Origin of the sequence: Devosia sp. 63-57, from assembly GCF_001899045.1 — a bacterium.
GTDB classification, from domain to species: Bacteria; Pseudomonadota; Alphaproteobacteria; order Rhizobiales; family Devosiaceae; genus Devosia; species Devosia equisanguinis.
The window spans coordinates 394,004-409,591 of sequence record NZ_MKUY01000005.1 but is presented as its reverse complement, the minus strand read 5'-3'; the positions used below and the strand labels follow the sequence as shown (position 1 = coordinate 409,591).

21 protein-coding genes are annotated in these 15,588 nt (G+C 62.6%); 6 read left to right on the top strand and 15 right to left on the bottom strand.

Going from position 1 to position 15,588, the window contains the following annotated elements:
* Nucleotides 1–14: 14 nt before the first annotated feature.
* Entirely contained in the window at nt 15–845 is an 831-nt protein-coding gene (dapB, locus tag BGO80_RS10310) for a 4-hydroxy-tetrahydrodipicolinate reductase (protein ID WP_286721330.1), read from the bottom strand.
* A 103-nt stretch (nt 846–948) separates the two neighbouring features.
* Between dapB and BGO80_RS10305 the strand changes: the two genes are divergently transcribed.
* The gene (locus BGO80_RS10305; protein ID WP_286721328.1) at nt 949–1,299 is read left to right on the top strand and encodes a VOC family protein; all 351 of its coding nucleotides are present in this window, start codon (nt 949–951) and stop codon (nt 1,297–1,299) included.
* A gap of 119 nt (nt 1,300–1,418) precedes the next feature.
* Here the strand turns inward: BGO80_RS10305 and coaA are convergent, their stop codons facing one another.
* From coaA to hisB, 7 genes are all read right to left on the bottom strand, one after another.
* Nucleotides 1,419–2,369, bottom strand: a complete 951-nt coding sequence (coaA, locus tag BGO80_RS10300; RefSeq protein WP_286721327.1) for a type I pantothenate kinase — start codon at nt 2,367–2,369, stop codon at nt 1,419–1,421.
* On the bottom strand, nt 2,370–2,687 hold the full coding sequence (locus tag BGO80_RS10295; RefSeq protein ID WP_286721326.1) for a phosphoribosyl-ATP diphosphatase: 318 nt from the start codon (nt 2,685–2,687) through the stop codon (nt 2,370–2,372).
* Nucleotides 2,688–2,828: 141 nt separating this feature from the next.
* Complete coding sequence (hisF, locus tag BGO80_RS10290) at nt 2,829–3,638, bottom strand: imidazole glycerol phosphate synthase subunit HisF (RefSeq protein WP_126150096.1); 810 nt, start codon at nt 3,636–3,638, stop codon at nt 2,829–2,831.
* Nucleotides 3,635–3,964, bottom strand: a complete 330-nt coding sequence (locus BGO80_RS10285) for a hypothetical protein (protein ID WP_286721324.1) — start codon at nt 3,962–3,964, stop codon at nt 3,635–3,637. The genes hisF and BGO80_RS10285 overlap by 4 nt, the downstream gene beginning before the upstream one ends.
* Nucleotides 3,961–4,692, bottom strand: coding sequence for a 1-(5-phosphoribosyl)-5-[(5-phosphoribosylamino)methylideneamino]imidazole-4-carboxamide isomerase (gene hisA, locus BGO80_RS10280; RefSeq protein ID WP_286721322.1), 732 nt, complete (start codon nt 4,690–4,692; stop codon nt 3,961–3,963). Before hisA ends, BGO80_RS10285 begins: the two co-directional genes overlap by 4 nt.
* 142 nt (nt 4,693–4,834) lie before the next feature.
* Nucleotides 4,835–5,488 carry an imidazole glycerol phosphate synthase subunit HisH gene (hisH, locus tag BGO80_RS10275; RefSeq protein ID WP_286721321.1) on the bottom strand — a complete coding sequence of 218 codons (654 nt, stop codon included), beginning with the start codon at nt 5,486–5,488 and terminating at the stop codon, nt 4,835–4,837.
* Nucleotides 5,489–5,659: 171 nt separating this feature from the next.
* Nucleotides 5,660–6,247: an imidazoleglycerol-phosphate dehydratase HisB gene (hisB, locus tag BGO80_RS10270; RefSeq protein WP_286721319.1), complete on the bottom strand. Its 588-nt coding sequence runs from the start codon at nt 6,245–6,247 to the stop codon at nt 5,660–5,662.
* A gap of 595 nt (nt 6,248–6,842) precedes the next feature.
* Between hisB and hslV the strand changes: the two genes are divergently transcribed.
* The 3 genes from hslV to hslU are packed head-to-tail and all read left to right on the top strand — an operon-like array spanning nt 6,843 to nt 9,227.
* Nucleotides 6,843–7,403 (top strand): ATP-dependent protease subunit HslV, encoded by a 561-nt coding sequence (gene hslV / locus BGO80_RS10265; protein WP_126150091.1) that lies wholly within the window; start codon nt 6,843–6,845, stop codon nt 7,401–7,403.
* Nucleotides 7,400–7,924: a GNAT family N-acetyltransferase gene (locus BGO80_RS10260; protein ID WP_286721317.1), complete on the top strand. Its 525-nt coding sequence runs from the start codon at nt 7,400–7,402 to the stop codon at nt 7,922–7,924. Before hslV ends, BGO80_RS10260 begins: the two co-directional genes overlap by 4 nt.
* Nucleotides 7,917–9,227, top strand: a complete 1,311-nt coding sequence (gene hslU / locus BGO80_RS10255) for an ATP-dependent protease ATPase subunit HslU (protein WP_126150089.1) — start codon at nt 7,917–7,919, stop codon at nt 9,225–9,227. Before BGO80_RS10260 ends, hslU begins: the two co-directional genes overlap by 8 nt.
* A 200-nt stretch (nt 9,228–9,427) precedes the next feature.
* On the opposite strand, the gene BGO80_RS10250 is transcribed toward hslU, so the two are convergent.
* From BGO80_RS10250 to BGO80_RS10240, 3 genes are read right to left on the bottom strand one after another with little or no spacing between them, the layout of a single operon-like run.
* Nucleotides 9,428–9,796 carry a helix-turn-helix domain-containing protein gene (locus BGO80_RS10250; RefSeq protein ID WP_126150275.1) on the bottom strand — a complete coding sequence of 123 codons (369 nt, stop codon included), beginning with the start codon at nt 9,794–9,796 and terminating at the stop codon, nt 9,428–9,430.
* Nucleotides 9,793–10,374, bottom strand: a complete 582-nt coding sequence (locus BGO80_RS10245; protein ID WP_286721315.1) for a Smr/MutS family protein — start codon at nt 10,372–10,374, stop codon at nt 9,793–9,795. The genes BGO80_RS10250 and BGO80_RS10245 overlap by 4 nt, the downstream gene beginning before the upstream one ends.
* A gap of 25 nt (nt 10,375–10,399) precedes the next feature.
* On the bottom strand, nt 10,400–11,119 hold the full coding sequence (locus BGO80_RS10240) for a Tim44/TimA family putative adaptor protein (RefSeq protein ID WP_286721314.1): 720 nt from the start codon (nt 11,117–11,119) through the stop codon (nt 10,400–10,402).
* Nucleotides 11,120–11,290: 171 nt separating this feature from the next.
* Between BGO80_RS10240 and BGO80_RS10235 the strand changes: the two genes are divergently transcribed.
* Together BGO80_RS10235 and secB are read left to right on the top strand one after the other, a co-directional pair.
* A complete protein-coding gene (locus BGO80_RS10235; protein ID WP_286721312.1) occupies nt 11,291–11,752 on the top strand; it encodes an FxsA family protein in 462 nt (153 codons plus the stop codon).
* A gap of 89 nt (nt 11,753–11,841) precedes the next feature.
* Nucleotides 11,842–12,357 carry a protein-export chaperone SecB gene (gene secB / locus BGO80_RS10230; protein WP_286721310.1) on the top strand — a complete coding sequence of 172 codons (516 nt, stop codon included), beginning with the start codon at nt 11,842–11,844 and terminating at the stop codon, nt 12,355–12,357.
* 64 nt (nt 12,358–12,421) lie between these two features.
* Here the strand turns inward: secB and dnaQ are convergent, their stop codons facing one another.
* The 4 genes from dnaQ to BGO80_RS10210 are packed head-to-tail and all read right to left on the bottom strand — an operon-like array spanning nt 12,422 to nt 15,172.
* Nucleotides 12,422–13,129, bottom strand: coding sequence for a DNA polymerase III subunit epsilon (dnaQ, locus tag BGO80_RS10225; protein ID WP_286723001.1), 708 nt, complete (start codon nt 13,127–13,129; stop codon nt 12,422–12,424).
* Nucleotides 13,129–13,725, bottom strand: coding sequence for a dephospho-CoA kinase (gene coaE, locus BGO80_RS10220; protein ID WP_286721308.1), 597 nt, complete (start codon nt 13,723–13,725; stop codon nt 13,129–13,131). The genes dnaQ and coaE overlap by 1 nt, the downstream gene beginning before the upstream one ends.
* 2 nt (nt 13,726–13,727) lie before the next feature.
* Nucleotides 13,728–14,558 carry a shikimate dehydrogenase gene (locus BGO80_RS10215; RefSeq protein WP_286721306.1) on the bottom strand — a complete coding sequence of 277 codons (831 nt, stop codon included), beginning with the start codon at nt 14,556–14,558 and terminating at the stop codon, nt 13,728–13,730.
* Complete coding sequence (locus tag BGO80_RS10210; RefSeq protein ID WP_286723000.1) at nt 14,555–15,172, bottom strand: Maf family protein; 618 nt, start codon at nt 15,170–15,172, stop codon at nt 14,555–14,557. The genes BGO80_RS10215 and BGO80_RS10210 overlap by 4 nt, the downstream gene beginning before the upstream one ends.
* Nucleotides 15,173–15,588 lie beyond the last annotated feature (416 nt).

Here is a 15,588-nt window from a genome sequence, read left to right as displayed (position 1 = left end):
AATCCTTGCTGGGATCAGTCGTTGAGGCCGAGAACATCGGCCATGGAATAAAAGCCCGGCGGCTGCGCCTTGGCCCAGAGCGCCGCGCGCACCGCGCCATTGGCGAAAATGCTGCGGTCCTGGGCGCGATGGCTGAGCTCGATGCGCTCGGAAGCACCGGCGAGGATCACCGTGTGGTCGCCGATGACATTGCCGCCGCGCAGGGTGGCAAAGCCGATGCTGCCAACTTCGCGGGGTCCGGTATGGCCATCGCGCACCCGGACCGAATGGTCCTTGAGCGCAATGTCCCGCCCCTTGGCCGCGGCCTCGCCCAGCATCAGTGCCGTGCCCGAGGGCGCGTCGACCTTCTGGTTGTGGTGCATTTCGAGCACTTCGACATCGTAGTCCGCCAGCGCCCGGGCGGCCTTTTCGACCAGCGCCGCCAAGGTCACGACGCCGGGAGAAAAATTGCCCGACTTGACGATGCGCGCGCCCGCCGCCCCTGCGGCGGCTATCGCTGCATCATCGGCCTCCGAACAGCCGGTCGTGCCGATAATATGGACGAGACCATGCCGTGCAGCCGCCTCGGCCAGCGCCACGCTGGCGGCCGGCGCGGTAAAATCGATAATGGCGTCGGCGCCGCTCAGCGCCGCTTCGGTATCGTCGGTAAGGGTAACGCCAAGCGTCTCGAGGCCGATCAGCATGCCGGCATCCTTGCCCAGCGCCGCCGCGCCCGGCCGATCCAGCGCCCCCACCAGTTCGACGCCGGGATGGGCGGCCACCGCCCTGATATTGGCCGCACCCATGCGTCCACCCGCACCGGCGACGACAATGCGCAATCTGGTCATGCCGCAAACTCCACACATTCCACCCGCCTATAGCAGCGCCAAAGGACGACGCCAACCATGGTGCCGCGCGGACCGGGTCTGTGTTAGTATTCGCGCCAAGAGCCAGGAGACGGAACGCTTCATGACCCTCACCAATGTGCTGGCCGGAATCGCCGTGGAAGATCTCGGCAACTCCCTCGTCTGGTACGAATATCTGTTCGGCCGCCCGGCCGATGCGCGCACCATGTCCGATGTGGCGGAATGGAAACTGCCCGGCGGCGGCTGGGTGCATGTGATGACCGACCAGGACCGCGCCGGCGCCAGCGTCACCATGCTGATCGTCGACGATATCGGCGACGAGCTGGCGCGGCTCGAAATGCACGGCATCAAGCCGGTGGCCAAGGCCATCGGCGATTTCTTCAAGACGGCAAAACTGCGCGACCCGGACGGGAATCTCATCATCCTCAGCCAGCCGCAGCAGGGGACATATTAGGGGGTTGTTGATCGCCGAAGCTGGATTGCCCGGTCAAGCCGGGCAATGACGGTGTGGCTGCATCGAGTCTTTTAACAATCGTCACCACCCGGTTTGGCCGGGTGGTCCATCTTGGGTTGTTACAGCCGCCGCAGCTTTACCTCTTCTACCCGATGATCCCTGCCCTTCTTGAGCACCAGATCGGCGCGGCTGCGAGTGGGCAGCACATTTTCGAGCAGGTTGGGCAGGTTGATGGTTTCCCAGACATTGCGGCCGAAAGCGCCGGCCTCTTCCTCGCTCATTTCCGAGAATTTGCGGAAGAAGGAGGTCGGATCGCGGAAGGCGGTGTCGCGCAGGCGGAAGAAGCGGGTGATGTACCAGTCGCGCAGATCCTCGACATCGGCGTCGATATAGATCGAGAAGTCGATGAAGTCGGAGGCAAACAGGATCGGTGCGCCGTCGCGGGGCAGGTCGCCGGGCTGGAGAATATTGAGCCCTTCAACGATCAGGATATCCGGCCGGTCGATGACCACTTCCTCGCCGGGGACGACGTCATAGACCAGGTGCGAATAGACCGGGACCGCTACCTTGCCCTTGCCGGACTTTATGTCGGCGAGGAAGTTGACGAAGCGGGCGCGATCATAGCTTTCCGGAAAGCCCTTGCGCTGCATCAGGCCGCGCTCTTCGAGCACCCGATTGGGATGCAGGAACCCGTCGGTTGTCACCAGATCGACCTTGGGACTGGACGGCCAGCGGCTGAGCAGCGCCTGGAGGATACGCGAGGTGGTGGACTTGCCTACCGCCACCGAACCGGCCACGCCGATGATGAAGGGGACCTTGTCATTGGGGGCGTTCAGGAAGCGCGTCGAAACGTGGTGCAGGCCTTGGATGGCCTCGACATAATAGGACAGGAGGCGGGACAGCGGCAGGTAGATTTCTTCGGCCTCGGCCAGCGAAATCGGATCGGTCAGCGAGCGCAGCCGTTCGATATCGGCCTCGCCCAGCGTCATGGGTTGGCCGTTGCGCAGATCGCTCCACTGCTGCTTGGTGAAATGACGATAGGGATCGAGGGCAGGGGGGCGCTTGGCCATTTACTTGTGATCCTTCCGCGCCGCCTTTTCGGCGAGACCCGATTGGGCCGTGCGCGTATCGAGTTCGGCCATGACCTCGCCAAAGGGAATGTCGGCCGCCTTCAGCACAACCAGGAGATGGTAGAGCAGGTCTGCGGATTCCTTGACCAGCTCGGCCCGGTCGCCGGTAACAGCGGCAATGACGGCTTCGGTGGCTTCCTCGCCCACCTTTTGCGCGGCCTTGTTGATGCCGCGGGCAATCAGCTTCGCCGTATAGCTTTCCTCGGGGGAGGCTGCCGCCCGCAGGGCGATACGGGCTTCGAGTTCTTCGAGCGTCATTATGGTCCCACTCTTTGGGTGTCACCCCGGCGAAGGCCGGGGCCCAACTTGAGATCTCAGGATGGATCCCGGCCTGCGCCGGGATGACATCGTGCGTGGTTACGGCTTAGAGCAAAATTTCGGCCTGCCGTCATCTCAGACTTAAGCCGCCTGCGCGCCGCTCGCATCGAGCCGCATGGCGATGCCATGCTCGGCCATATAGGCCTTGGCCTCGGGAATGGTGAACGTCCCAAAGTGGAAGATGGAGGCAGCGAGCACGGCGCTGGCATGGCCCTCGGTCACGCCGTCGACCAGATCCTGCAGCGTGCCGACACCGCCCGAGGCGATGACCGGGACTTCGACGGCGTCGGCAATGGCGCGGGTCAGCTTGAGGTCGAAGCCGGATTTGGTGCCGTCACGGTCCATCGAGGTCACCAGCAATTCGCCGGCGCCGCGCTCGACCATGCGCGCCGCGAATTCCACCGCATCGATGCCGGTCGGCTTGCGGCCGCCATGGGTGTAGATTTCCCAGGCGCTGCGATTGTCGCCACCCAGCTTGGCGTCGAGCCGCTGCTTGGCATCCACCGAAACGACGATGCATTGATTGCCGAACTTGTCTGCGGCGCGGGCGATGAAATCGGGATCGCTCACCGCCGCGGAATTGATCGCCACCTTGTCGGCGCCGGCCAATAGAAGCTTGCGGATATCCTCGATGCTGCGCACCCCGCCCCCCACCGTGACCGGCATGAAGCAATGCTCGGCCGTGCGCGCCACCACGTCGAAAATGGTGTCGCGGCCTTCATGGCTGGCAGTGATGTCGAGGAAGGTCAATTCGTCGGCGCCGGCAGCGTCATAGGCCATTGCCGCTTCGACGGGATCGCCCGCATCGACCAGATCGACGAATTGCACACCCTTGACCACACGGCCGCCGGCGACGTCGAGACAGGGAATGATGCGGGTCTTGAGGGTCATTTTACCTGTGCATCCTGTGCGTTGCGCCAAGCGAGATAGTGGATGATGAAGACGACGACCAGCACGATCAGCGCGCCGCCGCCCAAAGGCATGGTGGCCAGCATGAACCAGCCGAGGACGAAGAGCGTATAAAGCGCCCCGCCCCAATCTGCACCAAGGATGATGCAGGGATTGACCGAGCCTTCATTGAGCATGCAGCCATTGGCCTCGGCCAGGCCGGAGGCGATGAGAACGCCAATCAGCGGGGCGGCTGCGAACAGCACAATGACGACAATCGCGACGCCATAGGCCCACCACGGAAAGCGGGAGGGCCGCGCCGCGTTCATGCCGCCGCCCTCAGAAGCGCCAGTGCTTCACGTGAATCAATCCGCCCATCGTAAAGCGCCCGGCCCGAAATGGCGCCTTCGAGCACCTGGTATTCGGGTTGGGTCATGCGTTCGATATCGGCCATGGAGGCCAGCCCGCCCGAGGCGATCACCGGAATGGTAGTGGCGCGGGCCAGCTCCAGCGTCGAGTCCCAATTGATGCCGGCCAGCACGCCATCGCGATCGATATCGGTATAGATGATGGCCGCGACGCCAGCGCCTTCAAAACGCTTGGCCAGTTCGATCACGGAGAGCTCGGAGGTTTCGGCCCAGCCTTCCACCGCCACCATGCCCTTGCGCGCATCGATCCCCACGGCGACCTGGCCGGGCCATTTTGCGGCGGCCTCTTTCACCAGCGCCGGATCGCGCACCGCGACGGTGCCGAGAATGACGCGGGCCAGGCCCTTGTCGAGCCAGCTCTCGATATGGCCGAGATTTCTGATACCGCCGCCGAGCTGGACGGGGAATTTTACATTCTTGAGGATGGCTTCCACCGCCGCGCCATTGACGCTCTCGCCGGCGAAGGCGCCGTTGAGATCGACCACGTGCAGATAGTCAAAACCCTGGTTCTCGAAACTTTTGGCCTGCGCGGCGGGATCGTCGTTGAAGACCGTCGCCTGGTCCATGTCGCCCAGTTTCAGGCGCACGCACTGGCCGTCCTTGAGGTCGATGGCGGGGAAGAGGATCATGGTTTTGCACTCACGAAAAAGACCCCCACCCAGCCTTCCCCTGGAGGAGGGGGAGGAGAGGGCCGGCGTTCAATCATAGACAGAGCCACATCAACGACGCGGCTCCTCCCCCGACTTCCGGGGGAGGTTGGGTAGGGGCCAATCACGGCGCCCATGCCAAAAAGTTCTCGATCAGCTTCAGGCCCAGCGCCTGGCTTTTTTCCGGGTGGAACTGGGTGCCGAAAATATTGTCGCGGCCGACACAGGCAGTCAGCGGCCCACCATAATCGGTGGTGGCGATGGTGTGGGCGGGATTGTCGCTGCGCAGATGATAGGAGTGGACGAAATAGGCGTGGAGGCCATTCGGCCCGGTGGCGATGCCGTCGAGCAGCGCGTGGTTATGCGCCACCGAAATGGTGTTCCAACCCATATGCGGAATCTTGAGCGTCGGATCGGAAGGGGCGATCTTTTCGACCGCGCCGGGAATCCAGCCAAGACCCTTGGTCACGACCTTCTCGCGGCCTTCGCTGGCGAGCAGCTGCATGCCGACGCAGACGCCGAGAAAAGGCGTGCCGCCCTTGATGACCTTGTCGTCCAAAACCTCGATCATGCCGGCGACGGCCTCGAGCCCCGCCATGCAATCGGCAAAGGCGCCGACGCCGGGCAGCATGATGCGATCGGCAGAGCGGACGATTTCGGGATCGGCGGTGACGATGACGGTGTCGCCCTTGGCCCGCTCATGCGCCACCCGCTCAAAGGCCTTGGCGGCCGAGCGCAGATTGCCGGCGCCGTAATCGATGATGGCGATGGTGCTCATTGGCGGGCTCCTACGAAGTTTAAGAGCATGGCGCGAAGGCCCCACACCCTCGATGTCATCCCGGCTCAGGCCGGGATCCATCTCCAGATCTCAGGATGGGCCCCAGCCTCTGCCGGGGTGACATTCCGTGGTTGAGGCTCACTTAGTGCAAAAGCACCGGAAACAAAAGCCTCAGAGCGTGCCCTTGGTGCTGGGCACGGCGTCAGCCATCCGCGGATCGATCTCGATGGCCTGGCGCAAGGCCCGGGCCACCGCCTTGAACATGGACTCGGCCAGGTGATGGTTGTTGTCGAAATAGAAGTTCTCGATATGCAGTGTGATGCCGGCATTGATGGCCAGCGCCTGGAAGAACTCGCGGAACAGCTCGGTGTCGATCTCGCCGATCTTGGCCTGGCTGAACTCTGCCTTGAACACCAGGAAAGCGCGGCCCGACACATCCACGGCGGCGCGGGTCAGGGTGCCATCCATCGGCAGGTCGGCGCTGGCATAGCGGTTGATGCCCTTCTTGTCGCCGAGCGCCTGCTTGATCGCCTGGCCCAGCGCGATCCCGACATCCTCCACCGTGTGGTGAAAGTCGATATGCAAGTCGCCCTTGCAGGTGACGTCCATGTCGATCAGCGAATGGCGGCTAAGTTGGTCCAGCATGTGATCGAAAAAGCCGACACCCGAGCGCATCGCATGCCTGCCGGTGCCATCGAGATTGATGGAAACCGAAATCTCGGTCTCATTGGTCTTGCGGGCGATGGTTGCTGTGCGCATGGGGAGGTCTCCGGCAGTCTGCGGGTCACTAGCAGATAGGCATGGCCGCGTGAAGATTGAGTAAGCGCGAGGGGCTTCCCACTCGGGAGCCGCCGCCCACTCTGGCCAGTCAAGCATTGCCCTCCGCGGAAAGCGCACAGAATTTATCCCCGCCCCCTCAGCCCGGCCCTATTCTTGCTCTGTCCCCGCCACACACGCGGCCCCGACGCAGGGCCGGGCGGGGAGGATCGGATGGGGAAGGCGTTCCCCTGCGTGGGCAGAAGACGGCGGGATCACCCTTGCCGTGGTGCACCGAAGCCTGTTGGCACTGACAGGTGTGCAGCACGGCGCCAAGCGGGGCCTTCCGCCAGCCGGCAGCCGGACCTGCAACATTGGTTCCGCCTGAGACCGGGCCCCCTAAGCAAGCCGATGCCGTGACGAACGGCCAGTGGCTCCTGTCTTTGAACGTTCGATTTTTGGGCCATTGGCCGTTCGTTACCGTGTCAGCGCCAGCCGAAAGGCCGGGCGTCGATCTGGCACGTCTGTTACAACGGTTCTGTTGCAATCGCGCATTCGCCCCCTAAATATCACTCAACAGTTCGGAGTAATTCCCCCAATGAGTGAACACACAAATCCCGGCTGGCACGGGACGACGATCGTTTCCGTGCGCAAGGGTAACAAGGTGGTGGTCGCCGGCGATGGCCAGGTTTCCATGGGCCCCACGGTCATGAAGCATGGCGCCAAGAAGGTGCGCCGGCTGGCGGACGGCAAGGTGATCGGCGGTTTTGCCGGCTCCACCGCCGATGCCTTCACCCTGTTCGAGCGCTTGGAAGCCAAGCTGGTGCAATATCCCGACCAGTTGATGCGCGCCGCGGTCGAGCTGGCCAAGGACTGGCGCACTGACCGCTATCTCAGAAAACTCGAAGCCATGATGATCGTGGCCGACAAGAAAGACACCCTGGTGCTGACCGGCAATGGCGACGTCTTGACCCCCGATCATGGCGTCATCGCCATCGGCTCGGGCGGCAATTACGCCCATTCGGCAGCGCTCGCCCTGCATCAGGCCACCGAGCTCGATGCCGAAGATATCGCCCGCCGCGCCATGAAGATCGCCGAGGAAATCTGCGTCTATACCAATGGCAATGTGACGGTCGAAACCATCGAGTTGGACGCGTGAGCTTTTCCATCCGGCAGTTGAGCGTTGAGGATGGGGCGGCATATCGCGCCATCAGGCTCGAAGCGCTGACCAATCATCCCGAAGCCTTTTTGTCGTCTGCCGAAAGTTTCGCGCAGAAATCGGACGCGGACATCAGGGAAACGCTCAAGGCGCTGACGATTTTCGGCGCCGTGCTGCCGGACGGATCACTTGGCGGCATCAATGCCTTTCTGGGCAATGAGGGCAGCAAGGACCGCCATCGCGGCTGGATGATCCAGGTCTATGTGAAGCCCGAGCATCGCGGCACGGGCATGTCGAAGGCCTTGGTCGAGCACCTGCTCGACTACGCCACGGGCAGGGTGATCCAGGTCCATCTCGGCGTCTGGTCGGAAAACGAGCCGGCGATCCGCCTCTATAAAAAGCTCGGCTTTGAGACCTATGGCACCGAGCCCCGCTATCTCTTCGTGAACGGTCGATATCTCGACGAACACCTGATGGTGCGCTTCCTCGATAAGGCACCAGGAAAGTCAGAACATGAGTGAAACCAATTTTTCCCCGCGCGAGATCGTTTCCGAGCTCGACCGCAATATCGTGGGCCAGGCCGATGCCAAGCGCGCCGTCGCCGTGGCCTTGCGCAATCGCTGGCGCCGCCAGCAGCTGCCGCCCGAATTGCGCCGCGAGGTATCTCCGAAGAATATTTTGATGATCGGGCCGACCGGTGTCGGCAAGACCGAGATTTCTCGGCGTCTCGCCCGGCTGGCCCAGGCCCCCTTCGTCAAGGTCGAAGCCACCAAATTCACCGAGGTCGGCTATGTCGGCCGCGACGTCGAGCAGATCGTTCGCGACCTCGTCGAGGCGGGCATTACCGTGCTGCGCGACAAGCGCCGCCGCGATGTGCAGGCGCAGGCCCATCACAATGCCGAAGAACGTGTTCTCGACGCCCTCGTCGGGACTTCGGCGACGCCCTCGACCCGCGACAGCTTCCGCAGGAAGCTGCGGGATAACGAGCTCGACGACAAGGAAATCGAGATCGAGATGCAGCCGGCGACCAATACCGGCGGCTTTGAAATGCCCGGCATGCCCAATGGCGGCATCGGCATGATCAACCTGTCCGACATGTTCAAGCAGGCCATGGGCGGGCGCGGGGTCAAGCGCAAGATCAAGGTCAAGGATGCCTATGAGCCGCTGATCGCGGAGGAAGCCGACAAGCTGCTCGATCAGGATCAGCTCAAGACCGAGGCCATCGAGCTGGTGGAAAACCACGGCATCGTCTTCATCGACGAGATCGACAAGGTCGCGGCCCGCGAGGGCGGCGTGCAGGGCGGTCCGTCGCGTGAAGGCGTGCAGCGCGATCTCCTGCCACTGATCGAAGGCACGACCGTCGCGACCAAATATGGGCCGGTCAAGACCGACCATATCCTCTTCATTGCCTCCGGCGCGTTCCATGTGAGCAAGCCGAGCGACCTCTTGCCCGAATTGCAGGGCCGTCTGCCGATCCGGGTGGAACTCAAGGCACTGACGCGCGAGGATTTCATCGGCATCCTCGGCGACACGGAGGCCAGCCTGATCAAGCAATATGTGGCACTGATGGGTACCGAGGGGGTGACGCTCAATTTCACCCAGGACGCCATCGAGGCCATTGCCGATGCCGCGGTGAAGGTCAATGCAACGGTCGAGAATATCGGCGCGCGGCGGCTGCAGACGGTGATGGAACGGCTGGTCGAGGAAATCTCCTTCGACGCGCCTGACAAATCCGGCGAAACCCTCACCATTGACGCGGCCTTCGTCCACGACAAGGTCGGGGTGCTGGCTGGCGATACCGACTTGAGCAAGTTCGTGCTTTAAAACACCACATCGCCACAAACTCGATCGTCACCCTCGGGCTCGACCCGAGGGTGTTTTGTTCCCTGCCCAAGTCCTCCACCACCGTCATTGCCCGGCTCGACCGGGCAATCCAAGGCTGGCGCTGATCTCAAGATGGATCACCCGGTCAAGCCGGGTGATGACGAGAACAACGGGTGAAGGGTTTTGCTGGCCGCAGCGCGCTAGCGCTTCCGCCCCGCCCGCTTTACCAGCTCGTCGCGCAAGAACTTCAAATCTTCGGGCTCGAGCCGGTCGATATCGTCACGCAGACGATTGGTCAACTCGGTCGCTTCGGGGCTGAGACCCCCGGTATCGATCGTCACCTTGGGGTCGGAAATTTCAGCCAGGCGCTGCAATTCCTCCGCCTCGTCCCAGATGACGTTGAAATAGGCGATCATGCGGTGAAGCAAAAAGCTCGTCGGCGTGCCGCGCTTGCCATGTTCGAGGGCGGAGAGATAGGCGCTCGAAACATTGAGCGCCGCTGCCATCTCTTTCAGCGAAATCCCCCGCGCTTCGCGCATGGCGCGTAATTTTGCACCCAGCGGGGTCACGAGCGGCGCAGGCGTACATACCACGCCCCCTCGCCACCATGGCCACGTGCGGCCAGGCTCCAACCCGAGATCAGATGTGCCAGGCCCGGTTCGGAGAGCCAGATGGGCAGCATGGTGCGCAAAATGCCGCGTTCGGTCATGGCGGCGATATAGTCATTGTCAGTCTTGGCGCCCTTGCCGGTGATGACGAGGATCGTGCGATCGCCGCGGGCGGCACAGATGCCGACATAGCGGCGCAGTGCCTCGCGGGCCTCGGCCTGGGTCATGCCATGCAGATCGATGCGACCCTCGATCTCGATCCGCGCGCGCCGGACCTTTTTGTGAATGGCCGGATCCACCGCCTTGTCGGGCACCGGAGCCAGCGATTTCGGTGGCTGATAGGGGGGAAGAAAGGGTTTGCCGGGCCCGACCCGCTTGGGCGGGGCCTTCACACTCGGCTCGGGATCGGCGGCGGGCACCGGCAGGGTGCCCGTGCCCAATTTCATCAGGCCCTTGCGGCGCAGGGGCTCGACCGTGGAGGACACAGCCGTCCACAGGTGGAAATCATGCGGCAGGCGCTTGGGGTCGCGCTTGGACATGGGCGAGGGGCCTGCCGCAAACCGGTCAGTCGAGCTGGCTGGTGGTCACAACCTTCCAGTTCGGATCGCGCGACTTGGGATTGCGCGCAAAGGTCCATTCGTCGGCAATGGTCTGCACCTGGTCGGCATTGCCCTCGACCAGATTGCCGTCCTTGTCACGGGTGGCCGAAACCACTTCGGCATGGAAATCGACCGTCACAAGCACGTTCTTCTTGTCATATTCGGCATCGACGATGGCGATCTTGGGCAGGCCGACAAAGGTGAACTCCACCTTCTGGCCAGCGGCTTCGCGATCGGCAATGGCGCGCTGGAAGCCGTCGAACACGTCCTTTTCGAGGAGGTTCTTGAGCGTCTGCCGATCGCCTTCGGCAAAGGCGGTGACGATCATCTCATAGGCCTGCTTGGCGCCGTCGAGGAAGGATTTCGGCGTAAAACCGGGATCGGCTTCGGCCACGGCGCGCAGGCCCTGGGCCAGTTGTTCATTGCCGGAGGCGGCCTGTTCGATCTCGGCTTCGAGCTTGCGGGCCCGGCGCTCGTCGTCGAGGTCAGGCTGGGCCGGGCGCGGACGCAGTGGCACCACGGTATCCTCGGTGGCGCTATCCTTGGCGGCCGGGGTGGAGCGGCTGCGGTCTACGGGGGGCCGTTCGTTGCCGGTCCGCGTGCCCAGAACCGAGCGCAGCCGGAACAACACGAACACGGCCACGACAATGGCAATCAGGGTCGGCAGATCGAGAAAATCGTCCATGAAACAGGCACCTTGCGTGGGATGCGTCGACAAAAAGTCGCTTTACGGCGCTCGTCCTGCGCCAAACTTGACCTATATATAGGCAAAGCTTGAACTCAAAACCAGTTCACGTTGGGGCGAGTTGCGATTTGCCGCGCTCCGCTCAACGCCAGACCCGAAGGGACCGTTGCAATGGGCCGTTTTTTCGCCCTCGGCTTTATTCTCCTGCCGCTTTTGGAGATCGCCACGTTCATCCTCGTGGGCCAGGCCATAGGCGTCTTGCCGACCCTGGCACTGGTGATCCTGGGCGTGCTGGTGGGCAGTCTCGTCCTGCGCCAGCAGGGCCTGGGCATTATCAATCGCATGCGCTCCAATGTCAGCGCCGGAACCTTGCCCGGCCAGGCGATTTTCGATGCCATGAGCGTGGGCTTTGCCGGCATTCTGCTGATTTTGCCCGGCTTCATCAGCGATATCGTGGCGCTGGGGCTGCTGGTGCCCGCCCTGCGGCATTGGCTCTACAAATCGCTGTCGAGCCGGGTCACCGTGGTCGAGACCACCACCACATGGCGCCAGCAGGGCGATGGCAGCGATCCGCGCATTGCGCGACCCGAGACCATCGATCTCGATGATGAGAATTGGCGCCGCGACCCGTGAAACACCCGGAGCGCCTTGTCCCAAAGGGGCAAAGATGCTAGCCAGCCGCCCAAGGCTCAAGACCTAACGGAACCGACAAAGGACGAACCATGGCCGACGATAACCAGGGCGCAGCCGCAGCGCCGCAGCCCGGAACCCAGCCCAGCATGAATCTGGTGGGCCAGTATATCCGCGATCTCTCCTTCGAGAATCCGAACGCGCCCAATTCGCTCCTTGTCGGCGGCGCCAATCCGGCGTTCAACGTGTCCATTTCAGTGGGCGTCAAGAAGCAGAGCGAGGAAATCTATGCCGTCGAGCTCACCCTCAACGCCAAGGCCAATCGCGACGACACCGTGCTATTCAATGTCGAGCTGGTCTATGGCGGCATTTTCCGCATGAAGAACATCCCCGAAGCCCAGATGTCGGGCCTGCTGATGGTGGAATGCCCGCGCCTGATCTTCCCGTTCGCGCGCCAGGTGCTGGCCAGCGTCACCCAGCAGGGCGGCTTCCCGCCGCTGATGATGGAACCGGTGGATTTTGCCGCCATCTACCGCCAGAATCTGGCCAAGCTTGCCGCCCAGCAGGGCAATGGCGCCGAAGCCGCCGCCACCGACAAGCCCAACTGATTTTTGGTACATCGATCAAACAAAAGCCCCGGAATTTCCGGGGCTTTTTTCATTGTCCAAACCCTTAAGCCGGGGTTTCAATCTCGAGATACTGAACCCAGATGGCGTCGGCACCCATCTTGCCGAGAAAGGCGCTATGGGCTGCCGCTTCGGCAGCGCTGAGGCGGGAGGGCAGGCGTTGCGGCCGCTGCGGCGCAGCGACACGCTGCATGCCGGCCGAAGCCGGGCCAGTTTCGATCTCGGCCACCAGGGCCAGGCTCACCTGTTTGCCGCCGATCAGTTCGAGATAGACCTCGGCCAGGATCTCGCTGTCGAGCAGAGCCCCGTGCAGCGTGCGGCGGGAATTGTCGATGCCGTAATGCTTGCAGAGCGCATCGAGGCTAACGCGGGCGCCAGGATGCTTCTTGCGCGCCACCATTACCGTATCGATGACCTCATTGCCCAGGCGCGGTTTGCCGGCGCGCTCCAGCTCGGCATTGAGAAAACCCATATCGAAGGGCGCATTGTGGATCACCAGCGTCGCATCACCGATAAAGCCGCGAAAATCCTCCGCGACATCGGCAAAGAGCGGCTTGTCGGAGAGGAATTCCTCGCTCAGCCCATGCACGCGGAACGCCTCCTCGGGCATAGAGCGCTGGGGATTGATATAGACGTGAAAATTCTTGCCGGTGGGAATGTGGTTGATCAGCTCGACGCAGCCGATTTCCACCAGCCGATCGCCGTCATGCGGCGACAGGCCCGTGGTTTCGGTATCCAAGACGATTTCGCGGATCATCGGCGCTCCCCTTCGACCCTGAAACTCTCCACCAGTCGCGCCACCTCGGCTTCAATATCGGCCGGCGGGCGAGAGGTGTCGAAAGCCCAGCTGGCCTTCGCCTTCTTTTCGGCCTGCGGCATTTGCCGGGCAAGCAAAGCATCGCGCTTTTCCACACTCATGCCGGGGCGGGCCATGATGCGAGCAATTTGCGTGGCGTCATCGACATAGGTCACGGCGACGCCGTCAAAGCCGTAATCGTAGCCACTTTCGAACAGCAGCGGCACTTCCACGGCTGCCGCGACGGCCCCATCGCGCTCGGCGTGATCAAGAAAATCAGCGATCGCCTCGCGCACCAGGGGATGCACCACCGCTTCGAGCCGCTTGAAACCGGAGGGGTCGGCGGCAAGACGGCGCGCCAGATCCTGCCGGTCGATGACGCCAGCCTTGGCGACGCCGGGAAACAGCTTTTCGACCGGCGTCACCGCCGCACCGGCATAGAGTTCGGCAACGGCCTGGTCGGCTGAAAAAGTGGGAATACCGGCCTTGGCGAAGGCCGCCAGCAGGGTGGATTTTCCCGTGGCGATCGAGCCGGTTATGCCGATCCGCCGCATGGCTAGTGACCGAGCGTGGCTTCGATACGGGCGCGCAATTGCGGCGTCACCTCGGGCGTCACCCCGAACCAGGCCGCAAAACCCGGCACCGCTTGATGCAGCAGCATGCCCAGCCCGTCCACGGTCCGCAATCCGCGCGCCGCGGCATCGGCCAGCAGCGGGGTGACGAGGGGCACATAGACAATGTCGGTGACGAGCGCCGTCGCGGGCAGACATTCGAGATCGAACCCTTCGAACCGGCTGCCATGCATGCCGATCGAGGTGGCATTGACCACAAGGCCGGCGCTGGGGGCGAGCTCAGCAAAGGCATCGAGACCATGCGCTGAAAACGGTCCCTCGATCTCCCGCACCAGCGCCTCGGCCTTGTCGCGACTGCGATTGAGAATGTGAACATGGCTGACATTGCGGCTCTTCAGCGCCACCAACAGGGCGCGCGTGGCCCCTCCGGCGCCGAGCAGGATCACCGAACCAAGGTCCTTATCCCAACCGGGCGCGCCCGCATCGAGATTGCCGAGAAAGCCGAGATAGTCGGTATTGGTGCCCCAGATGCGGCCCTCGGAAGCCACCAGCGTATTGACGGCGCCAATGGTTCTGGCCAGCGGATCGACCTCATCGCACAGCGCGAAAACTGCTTCCTTGTGCGGAATGGTGACATTGCCGCCAGCAAATTCGCCATTACGGAGGCGCTCGAAAAATTCCGGCAGCGCCTCGGGGGCAATATCGATGGCCTCATAGGAGCCATCAATGCCGTGCAGGTCGAGCCAGGTGCCATGGATCAAGGGCGAGCGCGAATGAGCGATGGGATGCCCGATGACGAATGCCTTTTTGGTCACAGCGCATTGCCCTGTTGCAGTATGTCTGGCGCCAGGTCGCGCAAAGCCGCCAGGAGGGGGAGCAATGGCAGGCCCAAAATGGTGAAATAGTCACCCGAAACGGTTTCGAACAGGCGGATCGAGGGTCCTTCGAGCCGGTAGCCACCGACCGAAGACAGGATACTATCTCCCTCGAGCGCCAGCACGGCGTCACGTTCCTCGGGAGAAAAATCGCGCATGGTGAGCTCGGCAGTCTGGACATCGGACCAGAGCAGAATGCCATCACGCACCAGCGTCACCGCTGCATGCAGGCGATGGGTCTTGGCGCGCAGGCGCTCGAGCTGTTCGACGGCCTCCTCGCGGCTGCCGGGCTTGTGCAGCAGTTCCAGCCCCAGGCTGAGCGTCTGGTCCGCACCGATGACCAGGCGCCCGGGATAGCTGTTGGAAACGGCCTCAGCCTTGTGCCGCGCCAAGAGCAGGGCGACGTCGCGACCATCGGCACCTGCGGCGACCGCCTCGGCTTCGATAGCGCGCTCGTCCAACGCAGCGGGCACGGCGGTGAATGGCAATCCGGCCTTGTCCAGCAAGGCTTTACGGGTAGTACTGCTTGAAGCGAGGATGAGCATGGCGCCAATGTTTTCCACACTGTCATCCCCAGCTCAAGCCGGAACTGGGGGAAAGACTCGTAACTTTGGCAGGGGCGCCGACTTGTTCGACCTGGCTAACTAAAAATTAACAGTTGGACTCCGCATGCCTGCCAAAACCGCCATGGGAAAGGTCTGGGGAAATCCCCGCCCGGCGCCGATGTGGTATTCCAGAGGTCATGCACAGGGTGAATCGAATCATTGACTCGGGAAAGGCCTGATTAACGTTTCATTAATCATTGTGGCGGCGCCTCTTTCCCACCTAGCCCGTCAAAGATTAACAGCACGTTAACGACGGTGCTGCGCGCAAGTGTCACCACGCAGGCCAATTGTGGATGGAGCGGAATTGCAGCTAAACACCGTCATAAAGATAAAGAAGATAAGAAAAAGAGTCTCTTTTTCGGTTT